This window comes from Microbacterium sp. CFBP9034 (genome assembly GCF_034045255.1).
In the GTDB taxonomy this organism is placed as follows: domain Bacteria; phylum Actinomycetota; class Actinomycetes; order Actinomycetales; family Microbacteriaceae; genus Microbacterium.
The window spans coordinates 211626-234775 of the sequence record NZ_JAXCWC010000002.1 but is presented as its reverse complement, the minus strand read 5'-3'; the positions used below and the strand labels follow the sequence as shown (position 1 = coordinate 234775).

The following is a 23150-nucleotide window of genomic DNA, read 5'->3' as shown; positions in this document are numbered from 1 at the left end:
GTTTCCGCGTCAGCGGCGAGTGTCGAGGGCGCCGTCCTGCCCGGCGAGCCAGTCGCGGTAGGCGTCGAAGGAATAGGGGCGTCCGAGGAACGCCTCGACGAGGTCCTTGGCATCCCGGCTGCCGCCCGGCTCGAGGATCGATCGGCGGTAGTGGAGCGCCGTCCGCTCGTCCATCAGCCCCGAGTCGAACCCCGACAGCAGGTCGCGCGCGATCACGAGGCTCCACTGGTACGTGTAGTAGCACGCGCCGTAGCCGGTGAGGTGGCCGAAGCCGGCATAGGGGTGCTGGCCCGGCAGCGGCTGCACGGGCGAGGTGGCCGCGTAGATCGCCTCGGTCGCGGCCTGGAGGTCGGCCGGACGATCGACGTGCAGGCGATACGAGACGTGGGCGTGACCGAGCTGCCGGCGGACCTCGAGCGCTCGTCCGAAGGCATCGGCGACCCGCATCTTGGCCACGAGGTCCGCGGGGATCGGGTCGCCCGCCGCATCGGCGGTGAAAGACCGGAGCACGTCGGCATCCCATGCCCACTCCTCCAGCAGCTGGCTCGGCGCCTCGACGAAGTCCCACTCGGTCGAGACGCCGCTGAACCGCACCCACCTCTGGTGACCGCCGACGATGTCATGCACGAGGTGCCCGAACTCGTGGAAGAACGTCACCACCTCGTCGTGCTCGAGGAGCCCGCGCGAGAAGTTGCACAGCAGCACGGCCTCGGGGAGCACCCTGCCCGCGACGCCGGGAGCGAGCGGGAAGCACGCCGCGTGGTTGAACTTGCCGTCGCGCGGGTGCAGGTCGAGGTGGAAGCGCCCGATCCGCTCGGCGCCCCGGAACACCTCGTAGCTCGAGACATCGGGATGCCACGTCGGCACGTCGGCACGTCGGTACTCCAGGCCGAGCAAGCGCGAGGTGACCTCGAGCACACCCGGCAGCACACGGTGGAAGGGGAAATACGAGCGCACCAGCTGCGCGTCGACGTCGTACTGCTCGTGCTTGAGCGCGCTCAGCAGGTACCAGAAGTCGGCGACGGTGACGGTGCCCGCGTCGGGGCTCTCGCGGCGCAGGCGCTCCTCGAGCTGGGCGTACTCGAGCGCGGCGGCCTCGGCGGATGCGGCATCCAGTCGTGAAAGGAACGCGGGGATCTCGGCGCCCGACCCGATCATGCGCGTCTCGGTCTCGTACTCCGCCCAGTCGTCGTAGCCGAGGAGACGCGCGCGCTCCGCCCGCACCTCGAGGAGCTCCGCGAGCACGGCTTCGTTCTCGGGCCAGGCGAGGTCGTTGTACGCACTGATGAGCGCAACGCGGGTCTCGCGCACCGCGGCGTACTCGCGCACCGGCATGAGGTCGGTGTACTCGGTCGTGAGTGTGACGCGGCCGTCCGCATCGGCGGGATGCTCGTCGAGGAAGTCCTGCGGCAGCCCGGCGAGGTCCGCCGCCGGAACCGTGATCTCCCGCCTTCCGTCCCGGACGTTGCGGGAGAAGGTCAGCGACAGCTCGGTGTCACGATCGGCGAGGGCGCGCACGCGCTCACGGGTCTCGTCGTCGAGGTCGACGCCGCCACGGCGGAAGTCGCGCAGCAGGTGGGCGAGCACGCGGGCCGCGTCCTCGTCGAGCCCTCCGCTGTCGACATCCGCGAAGACGGCCCAGAGCTCGCGATCGAGGATCCGACGGCTGCTCAGCGCCTCGACCGCCTGCACCTGCGCCTCGGCCGCCTCGCGCACGCCCGCGTCGGGGTGCGCCTCACTCAGGAGATACGCCCCGCTCAGTGCTTCGGCGAGCGCGATCTCGGTGTCGTTCCAGAGCTCGAGCCGCTCGTCGGCGCTCAGCCCGGATTCGGCCTTCAGCCGGGCGTCGATCGCGGCGACGCGTTCCAGTCGCTCGGCCGGCCGGTCGGCGGCGAATGCCAGCCAGCCTTGCAGATCGGCGGGGAACGACAGGGGCTCGGGTGCGGCGCTGCTCACCCGACGAGCCTATGACGCCCGTCCTCCTCAGCGAAGCGCGCCGACGCTGGCGAGCGCAAGGCGGACGAGCGTGCCGCGGCCGCCCTCCATCTCGTCGGAGAGGGCATCGGATGCCGCTTCCTCCGGTGCCATCCATGTCACTTCGAGCGCGTCCTGGCGGGGCTCGCACGTCCCGGTCACGGGGACGACGAAGGCGAGCGAGACCGCATGCTGGCGGTCGTCGTGGAAGGCGCTCATCCCGGGCATCGGGAAGTACTCCGCCACGGTGAAAGGCGTCGGCTGCGGCGGCAGCAAGGGGAAGGCCATCGGGCCGAGGTCGTTCTCGACGTGGCGGAACAGGGCCTCGCGCACGGTCTCGCCGTAGCGCACCCGGCCTGACACGAGGGTGCGGGTCATCTCGCCGAGCGGGGTCGCCCGAAGGAGGATCCCCACCTCGGTGACAAGCCCCACGCCGTCGGTGCGCACCGGCAGCGCCTCGACGTACAGCATCGGCAGGCGGCGGCGAGCCTCGGCGAGCTCGACATCGGTCAGCCACCCCGGGTTGTCCGCACTCCCGGGCCGAGGCGAGCCGAACGATCCGCCGCCGAGCGGACGCCCGCGCTGACCGAACGACGCGCCGACGCCGCCGAGCGGATCGCGGGGCGTGCCGTCGTCGTCGCGCTCGTTGGGATCGGGGTCTGGCGTGCGCACCGGCATGACTCCTGTATACCCTTCCGCCGCCGTGAGGGCATCTTGTCGCCGCCGTCGCGCGGGCGTACGGTGCCACGCAGGAAGACAACTCGATAAGGAAGTGAGGGAATCATGCACACGGCAGCACGTGCCGCACTCGCCGCAACGGCGACGGCGGCACTGGCTTTGGGAGGGGTCGCCGCGGCACACGCAGTACCCGCAATCCCGGTCAACAACGGTCAGGAGACCACCGGCGCCACAGGCGGCGCCCGCGGATTCTTCTCGTACGACATCGAGGGTGATCAGTTCTGCTACACCCTCGAGGTCGAGGGGCTCAGTGCCCCCACCACCGCCGCGCACATCCACATCGGCGATCGCAAGGTCGCCGGTCCGGTGGTCGTCCCGATCAACGTCCCGAACGAGACGAGCTTCGAGGTCAGCGACTGCGTCACCGCGTCGACGACCGTGCTCCAGGCCATCGAGGCGGACCCGAAGGCGTACTACGTCAACGTCCACACGCCGACATATCCCGGTGGGGAGGTGCGCGGCCAGCTCAAGTGAGGGGAGGATGGACGGGTGAGCCTCCACGCGCCCCTCGACGCCGACGCCGTGCTGTGGTCCGTCTCCGCCGCTGAACGCGAAGACCGCCCGCTGCTCGTGCTGCTCCACGGCTACGGGGCGGACGAGCGCGACCTGTTCGGACTCATCCCCTACCTTCCCGACGAGTTCGTGATCGCGGCGGTGCGGGCTCCGCTCGCACCGCCGTTCCCCGCGCCGGGATACTCCTGGTACCCCATCGAGGGTCTGGAGAGCCGAGACGCCGCGCACGTCACGGCTGCGGCCACGCGGCTGATCGAATGGACGGATGCCGCGGCCGGCGCTGATCGCCCCGTCGGTCTGCTCGGCTTCTCGCAGGGCGCCGCCGTCGCCCTTCAGGCGATGCGCCTCGCCCCTGAGCGGTACGCGTTCGCCGTGAACCTCTCGGGGTACGTCACGCCGGGCGAGCTGCCCGGCGACGAGGAGCTGGCACAGCAGCGCCCGCCGGTGTTCTGGGGCCGCGGGACCAATGACGACGTGATCCCCGACTTCCTCGTCGCGCACACCACCGAGTGGCTGCCCGGCCGCGTCGAGCTCAGCGGCCGCGTCTACGCCGGCCTGACCCACAGCGTCTCCGAGCAGGAGCTCGACGACGTGCGCGTCTTCCTCGGCAAACAGCTCGAAGCGTTGCGGGACGGCGGCCCGGCCTAGGGCTCTGCCGCCGGATGCGGAGGTTCCCCGGACAAGCGGCCGAGGCATCCGCTATCCTGGCTCTCGTCCTGTCCCCTCGGTGAGGAACTCCCGTGAAGCTGATCGTCGCGACCGCGCTGTAATCGCGCCGCTTCCGTCGATCGCTCGACGTGCCGGCGCTCCGATTCCGCGCTGACCGTCGATCCTGCCGCTCCTCCTCGGCCTCTGCCGGCTCTGCGCCGGCGCCGGGTGATCGGCGTCTTCTGTGTCAGCGCATGTCCGACACCTGGAGGCCTCATGCCCGCACACACCCTCACCCCGTCCATCGTCCTCGACCGCCTCACCTTCGCGTGGCCCGACGGCAGCACCGCCCTCAGCGACGTCTCCGGCTCGTTCGGCTCAGGTCGCACCGGTCTCGTCGGCCGCAACGGCTCCGGGAAGTCCACCCTCCTGCGGCTCATCGCCGGAGAGCTCACGCCCGCGACAGGGCACATCACCACCTCGGCGGATGTCGCATACCTCCCTCAGCGGCTCACCCTCGACGTCGACCGCCCCGTCGCCGAGCTGCTCGGCGTGGCCGAGACGCTCGCCGCGCTGCGTGCCATCGAGTCGGGCGACGTCGACCCGCGCCACTTCGACGCGGTCGGGTCCGACTGGGACGTCGAGGCGCGCTCGCAGGCGGCGCTCGCCGAGGCCGGACTGGCGCCCGACATGCTCGACCGCCGCGTCGGAGAGCTCTCCGGCGGAGAGGCCGTGCTGACCGCCATCGCCGGCATCCGGCTGCGCGGGGCGCCGATCGCGCTGCTCGACGAGCCGACGAACAACCTCGACCGCGAGGCGCGCGCCCGACTCGGCGACATGGTCCGCAGCTGGCGGGGAACGCTCGTCGTGGTCAGCCACGACGTGTCGCTGCTCGAGCTGATGGACGACACGGCTGAGCTCTATGTGAACGAGCTGTCGGTGTTCGGCGGCCCGTACTCGGAGTGGCGGTCGTGGCTCGACGCCGAGCAGGACGCCGCCCGGCGCGCCGAGAAGTCGGCGGCGCAGGCCGTCAAGCGCGAGAAGCGCCAGCGGATCGAGGCCGAGACCACGATCGCCCGGCGCCAGGCGATGGGCCGGAAGGCGCAGTACGAGAAGCGCGTGCCGCCGATCGTGGCCGGCAACCTCGAACGCGCGGCGCAGGTCTCGGCCGGCAAGCTGCGGGGAGAGAAGGCCGATCGCGAGGCGTCGGCGCGCGAGGCGCTGGACGCCGCCGAGCGACGCGTGCGCGACGACGACACGATCAAGATCGACCTTCCCGATCCCGGCGTGCCGGCCGGGCGTCGCATCGCCACGCTCGGGGATGGGGAGCGGTCGTGGACGATCCAGGGACCCGAACGGGTGGCCCTGGTCGGTCCGAACGGCGCGGGAAAGACGACGCTGCTCGAGCGGCTGATCGGCGGGGTGACCGGGTCGGCGGCCGGAGTTTCCGGATCGGCCGGGGCGCCTGCGGCAGATTCAGGAGACACGCCCCGCCGAGAGGCCGACACACCGCCGAGCACCGCCGTTCTCCTGAGTTCGGTCCGCGGCTTCCTGCACACCGACCGCGCCGGCTACCTGCCGCAGCGGGTCGACGGCCTCACCGAGGACGCCTCGGTGCTCGACAACATCCGCGCGTCCGCGCCCGCCGTGCCGGTGCCAGACCTCCGCAACCGGCTGGCGCGGTTCCTCATCCGCGGCGCGGCGGTCGACCGGCCGGTGTCGACGCTGTCGGGCGGGGAGCGGTTCCGCGTCGCGCTCGCCCGGCTGCTGCTCGCCGACCCCGCGCCGCAGCTCATCGTGCTCGACGAGCCGACGAACAACCTCGACCTCGACACGGTCGCGCAGCTCGTCGATGCCCTCGCCGCCTACCGCGGCGCCGTGCTCGTGGTGAGCCACGACGAGGCCTTCCTGGGACGCCTGAGCATCGACACGACTCTCGAGCTCGGGCACGACGGCACCCTCACCGAGCTCTGACGGTCGCGCCGGGACACCCGCTCCGTTCAGCGGAGCGGGTGTCCAGCGCGGGCGTGATCGGCCATGATGTGCACATGAACCAACTCGTCCGGCCCCGCGAGGGGCGCATGATCGCCGGCGCGTGCCTCGCGGTGGCCAACAGATTCGGCGTGAACGTGGCGGCGGTGCGCATCCTCACCGTCCTCGCCACGGTCTTCTTCGGCCTGTCGATCTGGATCTACCTGCTGCTCTGGGTGCTCATCCCGGCTGAACGCTGACCAGGCCGCGCGTCAAGCCCGCCCCGATGTCGCCGCCAGCGACCAAGATGGGGGGATGAGCGATGTGCTCGAGCGCTTCGGGCCTGCCACGCAGGACTGGTTCCGCGGCGCCTTCCCGCGGCCGACCGATGCGCAGATCGGGGCCTGGGACGCCATCTCGCACGGCAAGCACGCCCTGGTCGTCGCTCCGACGGGTTCGGGCAAGACCCTGTCGGCGTTCCTCTGGGCCATCGACCGCGTCTTCCGGGAGAAGGACGCGGCGGCGCCTCCCGCGGCGCAGAACGGCAGAAAGCGCCGAGCGGATGCCGCGGCCCCGCCGACCCGCATCCTCTACATCTCGCCGCTCAAGGCGCTCGGCGTCGACGTCGAACGCAACCTGCGTTCGCCGCTCGTCGGGATCGGGCAGTCGGCGCGCCGCCTCGGCATCGCCGTGCCCGAGGTGACCGTCGGGGTCCGCTCGGGCGACACGACCTCGAGCGACCGTCGCCGCCTCGTCACGGCACCGCCCGACATCCTCATCACGACCCCGGAGTCCCTCTACCTGATGCTCACGAGCCAGGCGGGCGAGACGCTCAAGGGCGTGCACACCGTGATCGTCGACGAGGTGCACGCGGTCGCCGCGACCAAGCGGGGCGCCCACCTCGCGGTCAGCCTCGAGCGGCTCGACGCGACGCTCGAGAAACCCGCGCAGCGCATCGGGCTGTCGGCCACGGTGCGGCCGATCGACGAGGTGGCTCGATTCCTCGGCGGCTCCGCGCCGGTCGAGATCGTGGCACCGCGCTCGACCAAGGCCTTCGACATGAAGGTCGTCGTGCCGATCGACGACATGCTCAACCCTCCGCCGCCGCCGGGCACGGCCCCGCTGCCCGACGACTCGGGCACTCCCGGCGAGGAGCCCGTCGACGAGGACTGGTTCGCCGACGGCTCGGCGAGCGGGGGGAAGACCCGGGCTTCTGGCGCGGGTGAGACCGAGGTGACCGGTTCGGTGTGGCCACACGTCGAGGAGGCGATCGTCGATCGCATCGTCCAGCACCGGTCGACCATCGTGTTCTGCAACTCCCGGCGCCTGGCCGAGCGGCTCACCGGACGGCTGAACGAGATCTACTCCGAGCGGCTGGGGCTCGACCTTCCCGATTCGACCGTTCCGGCGGGCATGATGGCGCAGGCCGGCGCGACCGCCGGCGCCGATCCGGTGCTCGCCAAGGCGCACCACGGCTCGGTGTCGAAGGAACAGCGCGCCCAGGTCGAGGAAGAGCTGAAGTCGGGGGTCCTCCGGTGCGTCGTGGCGACGAGCAGTCTCGAGCTCGGCATCGACATGGGCGCCGTCGACCTCGTCATCCAGGTCGAGGCGCCGCCGAGCGCGGCATCGGGGCTGCAGCGCATCGGGCGCGCCGGGCACCAGGTCGGCGAAGTCAGCCGCGCGGCGCTCTTCCCCAAGCACCGCGGCGACGTGCTCCACACCGCCATCGTCACCGAGCGGATGCTGGCCGGGCAGATCGAGGCGATCGCGATCCCGCAGAACCCGCTCGACATCCTCGCGCAACAGACGGTCGCGGCATCCGCTCTCGGTCCGGTCGACGTCGAGGGCTGGTACGAGACGCTCAAGCGCAGTGCGCCGTTCCGGTCCCTCCCCCGCTCGGCCTACGAGGCCACGCTCGACCTGCTCGCAGGTCGCTTCCCGTCCGACGAGTTCGCCGAGCTGCGTCCGCGCCTCATCTGGGACCGCGATCACGGCACGCTCACCGGCCGCCCGGGCTCGCAGCGGATCGCGGTCACGAGCGGAGGGACCATTCCCGACCGCGGACTGTTCGGGGTCTTCGTCGCCGGCGAGTCCCAGAACGCCCGCGTCGGCGAGCTCGACGAGGAGATGGTCTACGAGTCCCGTGTCAACGACGTCTTCACTCTGGGCACGACGAGCTGGCGCATCGTGGAGATCACCCACGACCGGGTGAACGTCGTCCCCGCCTTCGGGCAGCCGGGCAAGGTGCCGTTCTGGCACGGCGACGGCATCGGCCGGCCGGCCGAGCTCGGCGAGGCGCTGGGCAAGTTCTCGCGCGAGGTGTCGACCGCCAAGGCGGACACGGCCGAGCAGCGACTGCGCGACGCCGGCCTCGACGACAACGCCCAGGGCAACCTGCTGGCGTATCTCGCCGAGCAGCGCGAGGCGACGGGCACGCTTCCGACCGATCGCCAGCTCACGGTCGAGCGCGGCCGCGACGAAGTCGGCGACTGGCGCGTCATCCTCCATTCCCCTTACGGCATGCAGGTGCATGCGCCCTGGGCGCTCGCGGTGAACGCACGCATCCGTGAGCGGCTCGGCGTCGAAGGATCGGCGGTCGCCAGCGACGACGGCATCATCGCGAGGATTCCGGATGCCACGGCCGAGCCGCCGGGTGCCGAGCTCTTCGTCTTCGAGCCCGATGAGCTCGAGCAGATCGTAACGGACGAGGTGGGCGGCTCGGCGCTGTTCGCCTCGCGCTTCCGGGAGTGCGCGGCACGGGCGCTGCTGCTCCCGCGGCGCAACCCCGGCCGGCGCAGCCCGCTGTGGCAGCAGCGCCAGCGGTCGGCCCAGCTGCTCGAGGTCGCGCGGCGCTATCCCACGTTCCCGATCATCCTCGAGACACTCCGCGAAGTGCTCCAGGACGTCTACGACGTTCCCTCACTTCTCCGCCTCGCGAAGAGCATCGGCGATCGCCGCATCCGGCTGATCGAGACCGAGCCGTCCCAGCCGTCGCCGTTCGCGCGCGACCTGCTGTTCGGATACGTCGGCGCGTTCATGTACGAGGGCGACTCGCCGCTCGCGGAGCGGCGCGCCGCCGCGCTGTCCGTCGATCCTGCCCTGCTGTCCGAGCTGCTCGGCAAGATCGAGATGCGGGAGCTCCTCGACCCGGAGGTGATCGCGCAGTTCGAACGCGAAGCGCAGCGGCTCGACCCCGAGCGACGCGCTCGCGGCCTCGAGGGCGTCGCCGACCTGCTGCGGATCCTCGGCCCGCTGGATGCCTCCGAGGTCGCAGAGCGCCTGCAGCGGGCGACGGCCGACGATACTGCGGCCACCGAGGCTGAGGCGGCCGAGCTCCTGGACGCTCTGGTCGCGGCTCGACGGGCCATCCCGGTCACCGTCGCCGGCGCCGCCCGGGTGGCCGCGATCGAGGACGCCGGACGCCTGCGCGACGCCATCGGCGTGCCGCTGCCGGTCGGCATCCCCAACGCCTTCCTCGAGCCGTTCCCCGATCCGCTCGGCGACCTGGTGGCCCGCCACGCCCGCACGCACGGCCCCTTCAGCGCGGACGCCGTAGCTCAGCGCCTCGGCGTGGGCGTTGCCGTGGCACGGCACACGCTGCAGCGGCTGGAGTCCCAGGGACGCATCACGAGCGGGTTCTTCCTCCCCGCCACGTCGGCCGGCCCGAGCTCGGCGACGGCCGGCGACGACACAGAGTGGTGCGACACCGAGGTGCTGCGGCGCCTGCGCATGCGATCGCTCGCCGCCATCCGCGGGAGCGTCGAGCCGGTCCCCCAGGATGCCTACGCCCGGTTCCTCCCGGTGTGGCAGCACGTCACGCGACCGCTCGAGGGCATCGACGGCGTGGCCGCGGTCATCGAGCAGCTCGCCGGCGTGCCGATCCCCGCGAGCGCCTGGGAGTCGCTCATCCTGCCGGCACGCGTGGCGGACTACTCGTCGTCGATGCTCGACGAGCTGACCGCGACGGGCGAGGTGGTGTGGTCGGGCAACGGCAGCCTCGCGGGGCGCGACGGGTGGGTCGCGCTGCATCCGGCCGACACTCTGGCACTCACCCTCGCCCCACCCCAGGACGAGGTCGCGCCCGGCTCCCTTGACGAGCAGCTCCTCGCGGCGCTGAGCGCGGGCGGCGGGTACTTCGCGGCGCAGCTGCGTCAGGTCACCGGCGCCGAGAACGAGCTCTCCGTCGTCGAGGCGCTGTGGCGGCTGACCTGGGCAGGCCGCGTCACCAACGACACGTTCGCCCCGATCCGCACGCTCGTCGGCGGCGGCTCGCAGGCGCACCGCGTCTCGCGCAAGGCTCCGCGCACGCGGCTGTACCGGGGCGCCGCAGTGCGGACGGTCGCGGCATCCGTTCCCCCTCGCCCTCCCGCGATCGGCGGTCGCTGGTCGCTGCTGGCCACCCCCGAAGCCGACGCGGCGCTGCGCGCGACGGCCGCGGCGAGCCTGCTGCTCGACCGGTACGGCGTCGTCACACGCGGGGCCGTGCAGGCCGAGGGTCTGCCCGGCGGCTTCGCACAGGCCTACCGGGTGCTCGCAGGGTTCGAGGAGGCCGGCCATTGCCGGCGCGGCTACGTCATCGAGAAGCTCGGCGCGGCGCAGTTCGCCGCATCCGCCACCGTCGATCGCCTGCGCGAGTTCGCGGGCCTCTCCGATCCACCGCCGCTGCGCGCGGTGACGCTCGCCGCCACCGATCCCGCCAATCCCTACGGCGCGGCGCTGGCGTGGCCCGCGCTCGAGGGGATCGGACACCGTCCGGGCCGGAAGGCCGGGGCACTCGTCGTGATCGTCGACGGCGCGCTCGTGCTCTACCTGGAGCGCGGCGGCAAGACGGCCCTGGCGTTCACCGGGGACGAGGGTGCCATCGCCGCGGCGACGCGCGACCTGGCCGCCACCGCCCGCGCCCGGCGCCTGGACACGCTGACGATCGAGCAGGTCAACGGCGCTTTCGTGCACGGCACCGGGTGGGGCCGGGCGCTGCGGGATGCCGGATTCGTGGAGTCCCCGAGAGGCCTGACGCTGCGTCGCCTCACGGCGGGTGATGCCCAGCGGGCGCTCCGGCAGGCGCAGGCATCCGGCGCGCAGACGTCGGGCCCGGGGGCAGGATCGCCGCGTGCCTGAGGGCGACACCGTCTACCGCACCGCGCGCCGGCTGAACGAGGCGCTGGCGGGTGCCGAGGTGACGAGATTCGAGCTGCGCGTCCCGCAGGCGGCGACCGTCGACTTCCGCGGCTTCGTCGTGCGAGACGTGGTGTCCCGCGGCAAGCACCTGCTCCACCACATCGGCGACTTCACGCTCCACTCCCACCTGAAGATGGAGGGCGAATGGCACGTCTACCGGGGCGGCGAGCGCTGGCGCGCGGCGGCGTTCCGGGCGCGGGCGGTGATCGGCGCGACGGCACCGTCCGGCGAGGCCTGGGAGACGGTGGGGTTCGACCTCGCCGACATCTCCGTGGTGCCGACGCGCGACGAGGAGCAGCTGGTGGGCCACCTGGGGCCCGATCCGCTGTCCCCTGCCTGGGATCCCGTCGAAGCCGCCCGACGCCTCGGCGCGGACCCCCGGCCGGTGCACGTCGCCCTCCAGGACCAGCGCAACGTCGCCGGGTTCGGCAACGAGTATGCGAACGAGATCCTGTTCGTGCGCGGCATCCTCCCCACGGCTTCGGCGAACGAGATCGACGCAGCCGCTGTCATCGACCTGGGAGCACGCATGATCCGGGCGAACCGCGACCGGAGCGGTCGCATCTTCACCGGTGACACTCGGCCCGGGCGGAGCACATGGGTGTACGGGCGCGAGGGGCGGCCGTGCCGTCGCTGCGGAACCTCCATCCGCCGCGGTTCGCTGGGCGCCGACCCCACGCGCGAGCGGATCGTGTTCTGGTGCCCGGTGTGCCAGACGGCGCCGAGCGGCGCGTAGCGAGCGTTCGCGATCCGCGCGACAGACGATCTGTCGGCTCGCGCGCGCGGGCCGGGGGCGGTTGGCCGTGAGCGCCCCGAAACCCCGCGGTTTCCTGACCGTTACACAACTCCGGACGAACTGTCGGACGGGAGCCTCGCACACCCCTAATCGTCCGGTTCGGTGACCGACCCGTTGCGGGGGGCGAACCCGCCGATATTGAATACCCCACACATCCCACCCCGGCCTCGCGACGCTGCGAGGCCCGCGAGCAGGAGGACCTCACCAGGTGACCACGGCGACTGACGCGGAGACGGCTCCGGCGACCACCCCGGGCTCGACGGAGAGCCGCGGTGCGGTGCTGCTCGAGGGGATCACCAAGCGATACGGCGACCAGCTCGCGGTCGACGACCTCTCGCTGACGATCCAGCCGGGCGAGTTCATCTCGCTCCTCGGCCCGTCGGGGTGCGGCAAGACCACGACGCTGCGCATGATCGCGGGATTCGAGCATCCGGATGCCGGTGACATCAAGGTGTCGGGACGATCGGTGCTCAACGCCCCGCCGTATCGCCGTGACGTCAACACCGTCTTCCAGGCCTATGCCCTCTTCCCGCACTTCTCGGTGGCCGAGAACGTCGCCTACGGCCTGCAGCAGCGCCGCACGCCCAAGTCCGAGATCCGGGAGAAGGTCACGAACGCGCTCGATCTCGTGCAGATGCGCCGATTCGGCGACCGCAAGCCCACCCAGCTGTCCGGCGGCCAGCAGCAGCGAGTCGCTCTCGCCCGTGCACTCGTCAACCGTCCCGCCGTCCTGCTGCTCGACGAGCCGCTCGGCGCGCTCGACCGGCAGCTGCGCGAGGAGATGCAGCTCGAGCTCAAGCTCCTGCAATCGCGGCTGGGGATCACGTTCGTCTTCGTGACGCACGATCAGGGCGAAGCACTCTCGATGAGCGACCGCATCGCGATCATGCGCGCCGGCCGCATCGAGCAGCTCGCGGACGCCGACACGGTCTACGCGCGGCCCGCCTCCGCCTACGTCGCGGCGTTCGTCGGCCAGCAGAACTTCTTCCGAGGACCCGTCACCGAAGCCGGCGCCGCGATCTCGTCCCCGCACGCTCTCGTGCGGGCCTCCGAGCCGCTGCTCCCCGGAGCTTCCCTCGGCGAGGCGGCCGTGCGCCCGGAGTACATCCGCATCGAGATCGACGATGCCGCCGTGTCACTGCCCGGCGCCAACGCCACCCGCGGTGAGCTCATCGGCGTCTCGCACCTCGGCGACACCATGCAGTACCTGGTCCGACTCGGCGACGACCAGAGCCTCATCGTGCGGCGCCCGACGCCGGACTCGCCCGCCCTTCAGGTCGGCGACACCGTCGTCTGCACCTGGGCCGCCCATCACGTGCTGCTCTTCCCCGAGGACGAGGCGGCTCGCGAAGGCGGCTACGTCCCGCCGCCGACGCTCTGACTTTCCGCAACAGCACAGCCGCAGCATCCGCTCGACCCGGCTCCCGACCCGAACCAGGAGACTCCGATGACCGAATCCCGCAACCCCATCAGGATCCTCGCCCCCGAGGAATCCGTCCCGACGATCGTTCGAGAGCTGTCGCGCCGCCGCTTCCTCAGCATCGCCGCCATCGCCGGCAGCGCCGCCGCCCTGGCGGCATGCGCCCCCAGCGGCGGCGGGGCCCCGAAGCCTCAGGCCACCGGCGGCGACCTGGAAGACAGCGTCTCGGTCTATACGTGGGCGGAGTACGACGCACCCGAGGTCGTCGAGGCCTTCACCGCCGACCTCGGACCGAAGGTCACCCTCGACTCGTACGGATCGAACGAGGAGCTCATCTCCAAGCTCGTCGTGGCGAAGGGCACATCGGGCTACGACATCGTGGTGCCCACGGGCGTGTTCGTTCCGCAGATGATCGAGCAGGGACTACTGCAGAAGCTCAACAAGGATCTGCTCCCGAACATGTCCAACATGGACCCGGCCTTCCTCGGGCGGGCCTGGGACCCGACCAACGACTACTCGGTCTGCAAGGCGTGGGGGACGACGGGCTACGTCTACGACAAGAACGTCATCACTCGCGAGCTGACCACGTGGGCCGACTACTTCGACGCCGCGCAGAACGAGGCGAGCGGGAAGACGGCGATGTCGGACGACCCCGCCGGCGTCGTCGGATCGTACTTCTGGGCCAACGACCTGGACTGGAACACCGAGGACCCCGATGAGCTCGAGGCGGCACGCGCCTTCCTCGTCGACGAGATCGCTCCCCACATCGCGGCGTTCGACTCCGCCGCCGGCGCGAACACGATCCCGCAGGGGACGCACGCCCTGCTCATGGCCTGGAACGGCGACGCGCGGCTCGGCATCCAGGAGTCCTCGGAGCCCGACCGCTGGCAGTGGGTGCTGCCCGGCCCGCAGACGGAGCTGTGGATGGACAACTGGGCGATCGCGACAGGCGCACCGCATCCCGAGGCCGCTCACGCCTTCATCGACTTCGCGATGGTCCCCGAGAACCAGCTGGCGAACCTCGAGTGGGTCGGCTACAACGTCGGCGGCAAGGACATGCAGGCCGCGGCCGAAGAGGCCGAAGTCGACCGGCTCGACATGATCTTCTTCACGCCCGAGCAGCTCGACACCATGCACGAGCAGGTGCTCAACGACTCCTTGGGCACGCGCGTGGAGATCTACAACGAGGTGAAGGCTGCCGCGGGTGCGTAATCGCCGTGCCGGCGTGGTGGGGCCTGCGCTCGCCGTCCCGGCATGGGCGTGGCTCCTCGTGTTCTTCGTCGCGCCCGTCGCGATGGTGGTGTGGTTCAGCTTCGGCTACAAGCCCGGTGTGTTCGGCACGCACGCGAACGACGTCCTCTCGTTCGACCGTTATGCCGAAGCCATGTCGCCGACGTTCTTCGCCACGTTCAGCAACACCCTGTGGGTGGGCGTCATCGGCACGGTGCTCTGCTTCGCCATCGGCGCACCGGTCGCGTACTGGATGGCGTTCAAGGTGAAGCCGGAGCGCCGTGGCATCCTGATCGCCCTGGTGCTGGTGCCGTTCTGGACCAACTTCCTCGTGCGCACGATCGGCTGGCAGGTGATCCTGGCGCCGGAGGGCTGGCTGTCGACGATGCTGCAGGGCATCGGCGTGCTGGACGGCCCCCTCGATCTGCTGTACACCCGCACCGCGGTGATCATCGGCGTGGTCTACAACTATCTGCCGCTCATGATCCTCCCCCTGTTCGTGGCGTTCGACCGCGTCGGTCCTGCTCTCCGCGAGGCGTCGAAGGACCTCGGCGCCGGGAAGGTCGCCACCTTCTTCCGTGTCACGCTGCCGCTGTCGCAGCCGGGCATCATCGCCGGCGTGCTGCTGGTCTTCATCCCGCTCATGGGCGACTACATCACCGCGACCGTGCTCGGCGGGGCGAAGGGCAACATGGTCGGCCAGCTCGTCGCCGGCCAGTTCCAGACCGCTCAGAACTGGGCGCTCGGCTCCGCGATGGCCGTGCTCCTGATGCTCGTCATCACGCTCACCATCGCCGTGTTCGCGGTGATCATCTGGCTGATCTCACTGCCCTTCCGCTCCCGCAACCGGCTGGTGCTCGGTCCCGCTCCTGAGCAGGCGGCGACGGGTGCCCCCGCCAACACCCCCGTAGAGGTGGCGTCATGACTCAGACGACGACCGAGACGATGCTGCGTGCTCAGCCGCGCAAGGGCGAGGGTGTGAAGGCCCCGCGGGCGAAGCGCGCATGGTCGGACATCGCACTCAGCGTATGGGGCGTGATCGTCATGCTCTTCCTCTTCCTGCCGATCATCGTCATCGTCATCCACTCGTTCAACACCGGCCGTCTGCTGGCGGTGTGGGACGGGTTCGGCTTCGACGCCTTCACGTCGATCGTGGTGAAGCCCGTGATCCAGAACGCCGTGAGGGTGTCGCTGGTCACTGCGCTCATCGCGGCGATCATCGCGACGGTGATCGGCACACTCGCCGGAATCGCGATGGCCCGCCACCCCGGCAAGTGGGTGTGGTGGTTCCTCGGACTCCTGCTGCTCGTCTCGGTGACGCCGGAGATCGTCGACGCCGTGGCGCTGCTGCCGTTCATGGTCTTCCTCGGTCAGGACCTCGGCATCTCGATGTTCAACGACGGCATCGTCCGCCTGTCGGTCGGGTCGTCGCTGTTCGCGACGGCGGTGGTGTCGTACATCGTGCGCGCGCGGATGGTGGGTCAGGACGCGCAGCTCGAGGAGGCATCGGCCGACCTGTACGCCAACCCGTTCACGACGTTCCGCCGCGTGACGCTCGCCCTCGCGATGCCGGCAGTGCTGGCCGGCTTCCTCCTGGCTTTCACGCTGAGCCTCGACAACACGGTCGTCGCCGCGTTCGTGCAGGTCTCGGGCACGACGCCCTGGCCGGTGTACGTGCTCAGTGCGTTGCGCACCGGCTTGCGTCCCGAGATCGCGGCCGTCTCGACGATCATGCTGCTGCTGACCCTCGTCGCCCTGGCATTGGTGGCCCTCGTGCTCAGGCGCGCCGGCGACTCGGCGACGCAGATCGCCCGCACCATGACCGGCGGCTGAGCTCCCGCATCCGCCGACCAACCCAGCTCCTCCGCGAGAGCAAAGGATCCGCCATGCCCCACGCCGACCTCGTCTTCACCGGCGGTCCGGTCTTCACCGCGAACACGGTGCGCTCGCGCGCGAGCGCCGTGGCCGTCTCCGGCGGGCGCATCGTCGCCGTCGGGGGCGACGAGGTGAACGCGCTCGTGGGCCCCGCGACCGAGCTCGTCGACCTGCGGGGGCGGATGCTGATCCCCGGGTTCCAGGACGCGCACGTGCATCCGGTCTGGGGTGGGCTGGACCTGCTGCGCTGCGACCTCTCCCCCTTCGCGACCTCGAGCGAGTACCTCGAGGCGATCGGCGGCTTCGCCGCCGCGCACCCCGATGACGACTGGATCCTTGGCGGCGGGTGGCAGATGTCCGCCTTCCCCGGCGGGACGCCGACCGCGCAGGCGCTGGACTCCGTGGTGCCTGATCGCCCGGCGTTCTTCCCGAACCGGGACGGGCACGGCGCATGGGTCAACTCCGCGGCGCTCCGCCTCGCAGGGATCGACCGTGACACCCCCGATCCGGCCGACGGTCGCATCGAGCGCGATGCCGACGGTCGGCCGTCGGGCACGCTGCACGAGGGGGCTATGGGCCTGGTCAACCGGCTGCTCCCCGAGGAACCACTGGAGCGCCTGACCGAGGCCCTGCTCGTGGGGCAGCGGTACCTGCACTCCTACGGCATCACGGCGTGGCAGGACGCGATCGTCGGCTCGTACGGCGACGCCGGCGACCCGGGTCCGGCGTACCTCGCCGCGGCGGCGGCCGGCACGCTCACCGCCCGCGTCGTCGGCGCGATCTGGTGGGACCGCACCGCGGGCCTCGAGCAGATCCCGTCGATCCTCGAGCGCCGCGAGCGGTACCGCGGCGGACGCTTCGCCGCGACATCCGTCAAGGTCATGCAGGACGGCGTCGCTGAGAACTTCACCGCGTCGATGCTCGAGCCGTACTGCGACGGGCACGGCCACTTCACCGAGAACTCCGGGATCTCATTCGTTCCGCCCGAGATCCTCAACGAGGCGGTCCCGCTGCTCGACGCCGAGGGGTTCCAGGTGCACTTCCACGCGATCGGCGACCGCGCCGTGCGAGAGTGCCTCGACGCTGTCGAGCATGCCATCGGCCGCAACGGCCGCGGTGACAACCGCCACCACATCGCGCACATCCAGGTGGTGCACCCGGAAGACATCGCCAGGTTCCGCGAGCTCGGCGTCGCTGCGAACATGCAGTCCCTCTGGGCGACCCTGGAGCCGCAGATGATCGACCTCACGCTGCCGTTCCTGGGCGAGCCCCGGAGCGCCTGGCAGTACCCGTTCGGCGACCTGCTCCGGGCGGGCGCCGTGCTCGCGGCCGGAAGCGACTGGTCGGTGTCGACCCCGAACCCGATGGCCGCAATCCATACCGCCGTCAACCGCACGGCGGCGCCCGGGTACGAGGAGGGGGACTACGAGGCCTTCCTTCCCGAGCAGTCCATCGACCTGGCGACCTCGCTCGCCGCGTACACGGCGGGCTCCGCCTGGGTGAACCACCTCGACGCCGATACCGGCACCATCGAGGTCGGGAAGTTCGCCGATCTCGCCCTGCTCGACCGCGACCCGTTCGACCGCCCGGCCGAGGAGATCGGCGCCACCCGCGTGCTGCAGACGTTCGTCGAAGGACGGCGCGTGTACGCCGCCGCCGACGCCTGACACCCCGTCCGGCCGGGGCCCGGGTTCCCGACAGGACGGGACTCCCCTCTGCGCACCGAGACGGCGAGGATGGACAGACGACAGCAGACAGGGAAGTGATACCCGTGGGCACGACCGTCTTCGAACGACAGCGGCCGGCAGCATCCGTCATCCGACACTCGCTCGGCGACACCCGTCACTCGGTGTTCTGGCGCGACGACCTCCCCGAGAGCCTCGCTCCCGACCGCCCGGCGCTGACCGGAACGCAGCGCGCGGACCTCGTCGTCGTCGGCGGCGGCTACACCGGACTGTGGACCGCCCTCCTCGCCACGGAGCGCGACCCGGGCGCACGGGTCATCGTGATCGAGGCGCAGCGGGTCGGCTGGGCGGCGTCCGGCCGCAACGGTGGATTCTGCGAGGCCAGCCTCACCCACGGACCCGAGAACGGCACGGCGCGGTGGCCGAAGGAGATGCCGCTGCTCGAGCGCCTGGGTCGCGAGAACCTCGACGCGATCGAGGCCTCCGAGGCTCAGCACGGCATGGACTTCCACTTCGAGCGCACCGGTCAGCTCGCGCCCGCCACCGAGCCGCACCAGGTCGAGTGGCTGCAGGAATGGGCGGCCGAGGGAGAGGACGGCGTGGTCTACCTCGACCAGGCCGAGGCGCGGGCATCCGTCAACTCGCCCACGTATCTCGCCGCCGTGTGGGAGCAGCGTACGTGCGGCATGCTCCACCCGGCTCGCCTGGCCGCCGAGCTCGCCCGGGTGTGCGAGGGGCGCGGGGTCCAGATCTTCGAGCGCTCCCGCGCCACGGGCATCGAGACCCCGTCCGGCGCCGGCGTCACGGTCGTGACGGACGGAGGCCGGGTCGAGGCGTCCCGCGCCGTCCTCGGCACGAACGTGTTCCCGTCGCTGCTGAAGCGCAACCGCCTCATGACGGTGCCGGTCTACGACTACGTGCTCATGACCGAGCCGCTCAGCGACGACCAGCTGGCCTCGATCGGCTGGCAGGACCGCCAGGGCATCGGCGACCTGGCGAACCAGTTCCACTACTACCGGATCTCGAAGGACAACCGCATCCTCTTCGGCGGCTACGACGCGATCTACCACTACGGGCGGCGCGTGCGCCCGGAATACGAGAACCGCCCCGAGACGTGGGAGCGGCTCGCGAGTCACTTCTTCACGACGTTCCCGCAGCTCGACGGTCTGCGGTTCTCGCACAAATGGGCGGGTGCCATCGACACGAGCACGCAGTTCACCGCCTTCTTCGGCACGGCGCGCGACCGTCGCGTGGCCTACGCCTCGGGGTTCACCGGACTCGGCGTCGGCTCCACCCGGTTCGCGGGCGAGGTCATGCTCGACCTGCTGGACGGCGTGTCGAACGAGCGCACCGAGCTCGAGATGGTCCGCAAGCGCCCGCTCCCCTTCCCGCCCGAGCCGGCCGCCGCGCTCGGCATCAACGCGACGCGCTGGTCGCTCGATCGCGCCGACCACAACCGCGGGCGGCGCAACGTCCTGCTCAAGACGCTCGACGCGCTCGGGCTGGGATTCGACTCGTGACCCGCCTCGCCCCCGGTGCGGTGACGGATGCCGCGCACCTGCCGGCGCCGTTCGAGCCCGTGCCGTCCGACCAGGTGATCGCGGGCTCCCCGGCGACCCGCTACATCGACCTGGACGAGGCATCCGGCCGCTCCGTGGGCGTGTGGGAGATGACTCCCGGCGCGATGCGGGACGCGGAGGCGGACGAGGTCTTCGTCGTGCTCGCGGGCGAGGCGACCGTCGAGTTCGCCGATCCCGCGCTGCCGGCGATCGAGTTGCGCCCCGGGTCGATCGTGCGGCTCGAGGAGGGGATGCGCACGGTGTGGACGGTGCGCGAGACCCTTCGCAAGGTCTACATCGCGCCGTAACCGCGCTTCGGGGCGCAAATGCCCGCTCAGCGCCCCGCGCTGCGCCGCACCATGAGCGCCAGGTGCAGGGCGGTCTGGGTCTCGCCGTCGTCGAGGTCGACGCCCAGCAGCTGCTCGATGAGAGCGATGCGCTGGTAGAACACGGAGCGGGACAGGTGCGATGCGGATGCCGCGGCCGTGCGGTTGCCCGGATGCGCGAGCATCGCCTCGAGCACATCGAGCAGGTCGCCGGTGCGGGTGAGGTCGTGCACGATCAGGGGCGCGAGCATCCGCTCGCCGTGCTCGAGCACGCGATGGTCGTCGCGCAACGCGGTCACGAGCTGTACGAGCGGCCGGTTCTCGGCGCGGCGCAGGTGCGGGCCCTTGCCGGAGCGGCGCCGGCGTCCTCGGGCGAGATCGACGGCATCGTGCAGCGAGGTGAGCGCCGCGTCGAGGCCTTCGGCCGCACGGCCGACGGAGACCGTCGCGCGATCGGCGTCGCCGCCGGGCTCGACCAGGGATTCGGCGAAGGCCACCGCCGCCGTGTCGTCGAACACCGTGTCGGCCGGGACGGACAGCAGGATCGCCGTGGCCGGTGCCGCGACCCCGTCGGGGGCGGAGCCGGCGACCGCGCGGCCGCGAAGGGCGCGGGCCGCGGCATCCGCTCGTTCGGCGGGCACGGCCGCACCCGAGACCACGATGCCGTACAGCGTCGCGCCCCGCAGCGGCAGTCCCGCGGCCTCGAGCCGGGCGGCGGCCCCGCCCACGCCGGCGAAGCGGCCGGCGAGCAGCCCGTCGACCAGGCGGCGGCGACCGATGCGCCCCCACTCGTCCGACTCGCCGTCGGCCAGGCGACCGACCGCGAGCGCGATCGCACCCTGCTCGAGCACGGCTGTCCGGCCGGCCGGATGGTCGGGCCCGGGGAGGGCGATGAGCGTTCCCCAGCGGATGCCGCGTGCCTCGACCGGCACGATGAGCCAGTCCTCGGGTCCCGGCGCGGCACCTCGCTCGCGCCGCTGCTCGGAGCGGCGGTGGGCCGATCGCGATCGCAGCTCCCACTCGGTGAAGAGCTCCTCCTCCAGTGCGAGCGGCACCTCCGCCGCGACGACCTCGTGGCCGCGATTCTCGAGGATCACCGGGGCGCCGAGCGTCTGGGCGAGCTGGTGCACGATGAAGTCGGCCGGTGAGCCTCGCAGCACCAGCGCCGTGAAGCGCTCGCGCACCTCGTCGCGAGCGCGGAGCGCGTCGGTCTGCCCGGCGATGATCCGGCCGTGCACGGCTTCGGTCAGGGTGACGAACTTCATCTCGCGGTGCAGGATGATGAGCGCCAGCCCGCCGTTGCGCGCCGCCTCGACGACGACGGCCGGAACGTAGCGGTAGTGGGTCCCGAGCTCGAGGATCAGGCCGGAGAGTCCGGCTTCGACGAGCTCGCCGATGAACCGGCGGAGGTCGGCGGGGTCGGCCGGCCACGACGATCCGGTCGAGAGCAGCAGCTCGCCGCCGTCGAGCAGACGGGCGACGCCGGCGCTGTCGGAGACATGCAGCCATCGCACTCGGGCGTCGAGCGCCTCATCCCCGACGAGCACCTCGGGAACCCCCTGGACGACGGCGTCGAGGGAGATCACCTCGCGCACCGTGGGGAGGGTCTCCTGGGCTGATCTGTCGATCGGACGATCCGTATGGATCATCCGATCTTCGCGACGGTCGGGCACCGTTCTCGCTTCTTCTGCTCTGACAGGCTGGGTCGCACACAGCCTAGACCACGTCCGGTCGATCTGTCCGGACAGCACCCGCGAACCTCCCTCGCCTCCACCGCCCCCTCCTGGAGCCGCTGCCATGACCGATACGCTCTCCCGCCCCGCCGCGTACTCCGATCCGAGTGGCGCGTCGCATCCGCTCCCCGATCCCGAGGCCGATGCCCGGGTGCGCGCCGACGACCGTGGTCACGTCTTCCATTCGTGGAGCGCCCAAGCGCTCATCGACCCGCTGCCGGTCGCGGCCGGCGAGGGCTCGACGTTCTGGGACTACGCCGGCAACTCCTACCTCGACTTCAGCTCGCAGCTGGTGAACCTCAACCTGGGCCACGGGCACCCTGATCTGGTCGAGGCGATCCAGCGCCAGGCCGGCCGCCTGGCGACGATCCAGCCGTCCATGGCCAACGACGTGCGCGGAGAGCTCGCGCGCCGCATCGCCGAGGTCGCGCCCGACGGCATGGAGAAGGTGTTCTTCACCAACGGCGGCGCCGATGCGAACGAGAACGCCGTGCGCCTGGCGCGGCTGGTCACCGGCCGCCGCAAGGTGCTGTCGATGTACCGCAGCTATCACGGCAACACCTCGACCGCCATCGCGCTGACGGGCGATCCCCGTCGCTGGCCGAACGAGCCGGCCGACGGCTCGGTGGCGAAGTTCTTCGGCCCGTACCCGTACCGATCCGCTTTCCACTCCACGTCGCCCGAGGAGGAGACCCAGCGGGCGCTCCAGCACCTCGAGCAGACCATCATCCTCGAGGGCGCCTCGACGATCGCCGCCCTCGTGATCGAGACCATCGTCGGCACGAATGGCGTCCTCGTCCCGCCGCCGGGCTACCTTGCCGGCGTGCGCGAGCTGTGCGACCGGTTCGGGATCGTCTTCATCGCCGACGAGGTCATGGTCGGCTTCGGCCGCGTGGGCGAGTGGTTCGCGTTCCAGGCGTTCGACGTCGTGCCCGACCTCATCACCTTCGCGAAGGGCGTGAACTCGGGCTACGTGCCGCTCGGCGGCGTCGTCATCTCGGACCGCATCGCCGCTCACTTCGACACGATGCCCTTCCCCGGCGGTCTCACCTACTCGGGTCATCCGCTCGCCTGTGCCGCCGGCGTCGCGACCTTCGAGGTCTTCGCGCGCGACGGCATCCTCGAGCGCGTGCGCGACCTCGGCTCACGAGTCGTCGAGCCGCGCCTGCGCGACATGGCGACGCGGCATCCGTCCATCGGCGACGTGCGCGGCATGGGCCTGTTCTGGGCGATCGAGCTGGTCAAGGACCGCGAGACCCGCGAGCCGCTCGTCCCGTTCAATGCGAGCGGAGCGGATGCCGCGCCCGTCGCCGCGGTCGCCGCCGCGTGCAAGCGAGACGGCGTGTGGCCGTTCACGCACTTCAACCGGCTGCACGTGGCCCCGCCGCTGGTCATCACCGAGGAGGAGCTCATCCGCGGGCTGGACGTGATCGACCGTGCCCTGTCGCACGCCGACGAGCACGCCCGCTGAGCCCCGCGAACGCGGCGCTCGCGCGAGCCTCCG

General features: G+C 71.4%; 17 protein-coding genes. 14 read left to right on the top strand and 3 right to left on the bottom strand.

Annotation, left to right across the window (positions count from 1 at the left end; translation table 11 throughout):
- Positions 1 to 9: 9 nt before the first annotated feature.
- Positions 10 to 1956 carry a M3 family metallopeptidase gene (locus SOM19_RS12375; RefSeq protein ID WP_320486909.1) on the bottom strand — a complete coding sequence of 649 codons (1947 nt, stop codon included), beginning with the start codon at positions 1954 to 1956 and terminating at the stop codon, positions 10 to 12.
- Positions 1957 to 1983: 27 nt separating this feature from the next.
- Positions 1984 to 2652, bottom strand: a complete 669-nt coding sequence (locus SOM19_RS12370) for an NUDIX hydrolase family protein (RefSeq protein ID WP_320486908.1) — start codon at positions 2650 to 2652, stop codon at positions 1984 to 1986.
- Positions 2653 to 2757: 105 nt separating this feature from the next.
- On the opposite strand from SOM19_RS12370, the gene SOM19_RS12365 reads away from it, so the two are divergent.
- From SOM19_RS12365 to SOM19_RS12305, 13 genes are all read left to right on the top strand, one after another.
- Positions 2758 to 3186 carry a CHRD domain-containing protein gene (locus SOM19_RS12365; RefSeq protein WP_320486907.1) on the top strand — a complete coding sequence of 143 codons (429 nt, stop codon included), beginning with the start codon at positions 2758 to 2760 and terminating at the stop codon, positions 3184 to 3186.
- A gap of 15 nt (positions 3187 to 3201) precedes the next feature.
- Positions 3202 to 3873 (top strand): alpha/beta hydrolase, encoded by a 672-nt coding sequence (locus SOM19_RS12360; protein ID WP_320486906.1) that lies wholly within the window; start codon positions 3202 to 3204, stop codon positions 3871 to 3873.
- A 276-nt stretch (positions 3874 to 4149) separates the two neighbouring features.
- A complete protein-coding gene (locus SOM19_RS12355; protein WP_320486905.1) occupies positions 4150 to 5847 on the top strand; it encodes an ABC-F family ATP-binding cassette domain-containing protein in 1698 nt (565 codons plus the stop codon).
- A 74-nt stretch (positions 5848 to 5921) separates the two neighbouring features.
- Complete coding sequence (locus SOM19_RS12350) at positions 5922 to 6104, top strand: PspC domain-containing protein (RefSeq protein ID WP_320486904.1); 183 nt, start codon at positions 5922 to 5924, stop codon at positions 6102 to 6104.
- A 55-nt stretch (positions 6105 to 6159) separates the two neighbouring features.
- Positions 6160 to 10962: an Lhr family ATP-dependent helicase gene (locus SOM19_RS12345; RefSeq protein WP_320486903.1), complete on the top strand. Its 4803-nt coding sequence runs from the start codon at positions 6160 to 6162 to the stop codon at positions 10960 to 10962.
- Positions 10955 to 11758 carry a DNA-formamidopyrimidine glycosylase family protein gene (locus tag SOM19_RS12340; protein WP_320486902.1) on the top strand — a complete coding sequence of 268 codons (804 nt, stop codon included), beginning with the start codon at positions 10955 to 10957 and terminating at the stop codon, positions 11756 to 11758. The genes SOM19_RS12345 and SOM19_RS12340 overlap by 8 nt, the downstream gene beginning before the upstream one ends.
- 268 nt (positions 11759 to 12026) lie before the next feature.
- On the top strand, positions 12027 to 13199 hold the full coding sequence (locus tag SOM19_RS12335) for an ABC transporter ATP-binding protein (RefSeq protein WP_320486901.1): 1173 nt from the start codon (positions 12027 to 12029) through the stop codon (positions 13197 to 13199).
- A 66-nt stretch (positions 13200 to 13265) separates the two neighbouring features.
- Positions 13266 to 14450 carry a polyamine ABC transporter substrate-binding protein gene (locus SOM19_RS12330; RefSeq protein ID WP_320486900.1) on the top strand — a complete coding sequence of 395 codons (1185 nt, stop codon included), beginning with the start codon at positions 13266 to 13268 and terminating at the stop codon, positions 14448 to 14450.
- Positions 14443 to 15393, top strand: a complete 951-nt coding sequence (locus SOM19_RS12325; protein ID WP_320486899.1) for an ABC transporter permease — start codon at positions 14443 to 14445, stop codon at positions 15391 to 15393. Before SOM19_RS12330 ends, SOM19_RS12325 begins: the two co-directional genes overlap by 8 nt.
- On the top strand, positions 15390 to 16301 hold the full coding sequence (locus tag SOM19_RS12320; RefSeq protein WP_320486898.1) for an ABC transporter permease: 912 nt from the start codon (positions 15390 to 15392) through the stop codon (positions 16299 to 16301). Before SOM19_RS12325 ends, SOM19_RS12320 begins: the two co-directional genes overlap by 4 nt.
- A gap of 53 nt (positions 16302 to 16354) precedes the next feature.
- On the top strand, positions 16355 to 18010 hold the full coding sequence (locus SOM19_RS12315) for an amidohydrolase (protein ID WP_320486897.1): 1656 nt from the start codon (positions 16355 to 16357) through the stop codon (positions 18008 to 18010).
- 104 nt (positions 18011 to 18114) lie between these two features.
- Complete coding sequence (locus SOM19_RS12310; RefSeq protein WP_320486896.1) at positions 18115 to 19548, top strand: NAD(P)/FAD-dependent oxidoreductase; 1434 nt, start codon at positions 18115 to 18117, stop codon at positions 19546 to 19548.
- Positions 19545 to 19895, top strand: a complete 351-nt coding sequence (locus SOM19_RS12305; RefSeq protein ID WP_320486895.1) for a cupin domain-containing protein — start codon at positions 19545 to 19547, stop codon at positions 19893 to 19895. Before SOM19_RS12310 ends, SOM19_RS12305 begins: the two co-directional genes overlap by 4 nt.
- A gap of 26 nt (positions 19896 to 19921) precedes the next feature.
- Here the strand turns inward: SOM19_RS12305 and SOM19_RS12300 are convergent, their stop codons facing one another.
- Complete coding sequence (locus tag SOM19_RS12300; protein ID WP_320486894.1) at positions 19922 to 21562, bottom strand: PucR family transcriptional regulator; 1641 nt, start codon at positions 21560 to 21562, stop codon at positions 19922 to 19924.
- 148 nt (positions 21563 to 21710) lie between these two features.
- On the opposite strand from SOM19_RS12300, the gene SOM19_RS12295 reads away from it, so the two are divergent.
- Entirely contained in the window at positions 21711 to 23117 is a 1407-nt protein-coding gene (locus tag SOM19_RS12295) for an aspartate aminotransferase family protein (protein ID WP_320486893.1), read from the top strand.
- Positions 23118 to 23150: the final 33 nt, after the last annotated feature.